This is a genomic window from Arthrobacter sp. H41 (assembly GCF_000520535.1).
Classification (GTDB): domain Bacteria; phylum Actinomycetota; class Actinomycetes; order Actinomycetales; family Micrococcaceae; genus Arthrobacter_D.
In genome coordinates, this window is the sequence record NZ_KI914769.1 from 1 (window position 1) to 787 (window position 787).

General features: G+C 70.3%; 1 pseudogene. It reads left to right on the forward strand.

Going from position 1 to position 787, the window contains the following annotated elements:
* Window positions 1-157: 157 nt before the first annotated feature.
* Window positions 158-787: pseudogene (locus Y705_RS20975) on the forward strand (urocanate hydratase); the annotation flags it as partial.

Sequence of the window (787 nt, forward strand, 5' to 3'; positions counted from 1 at the left end):
CCCGCCTGTACGGCTTCGGGCCGCGGAACTGATTCCCGCGTCTGGAATACCGGACAGAAGCGGGCCGCAGGTCGAAACCCGGATCCCGGAACGTGGTGCGATGGAAGTATCCCGAAACCGGCCCCGCCGCGGCCCGGCACCACCTAGGAGGACCACCATGGCACTGCCCGGATCCCGCCCCGTCCGCGCCCCGCGCGGCACCGCCCTGAACGCCAAGAGCTGGCAGACAGAGGCGCCGCTGCGCATGCTCATGAACAACCTGGACCCGGAAGTGGCCGAGCGCCCGGACGACCTCGTGGTCTACGGCGGCACCGGCCGCGCCGCCCGCAGCTGGGAGGCCTACGACGCGATTGTGGCCACGCTGAAGACACTGGAGGCCGATGAGACGCTGCTCGTACAGTCCGGCAAACCCGTGGGCGTGTTCCGCACCCACGAGTGGGCCCCGCGGGTACTGCTCGCCAACTCGAACCTCGTGGGGGACTGGGCCAACTGGCCGGAGTTCCGCCGTCTGGAGGCCGAGGGCCTGACGATGTACGGGCAGATGACCGCCGGGTCCTGGATCTACATCGCGACCCAGGGCATCCTGCAGGGCACCTACGAGACGTTCTTCGCCGTGGCACGCAAGATGCACGAGGACGGCCGCCTCGTCGAACCGACCCTGGCCGGCACCTTCACCCTCACCGGTGGGTGCGGTGGCATGGGCGGGGCCCAGCCTCTGGCCGTGACCCTCAACGGCGGTGCGGTCCTCATCGTCGACGTGGACGAGACCCGCCTGCGCCGCCGGCAG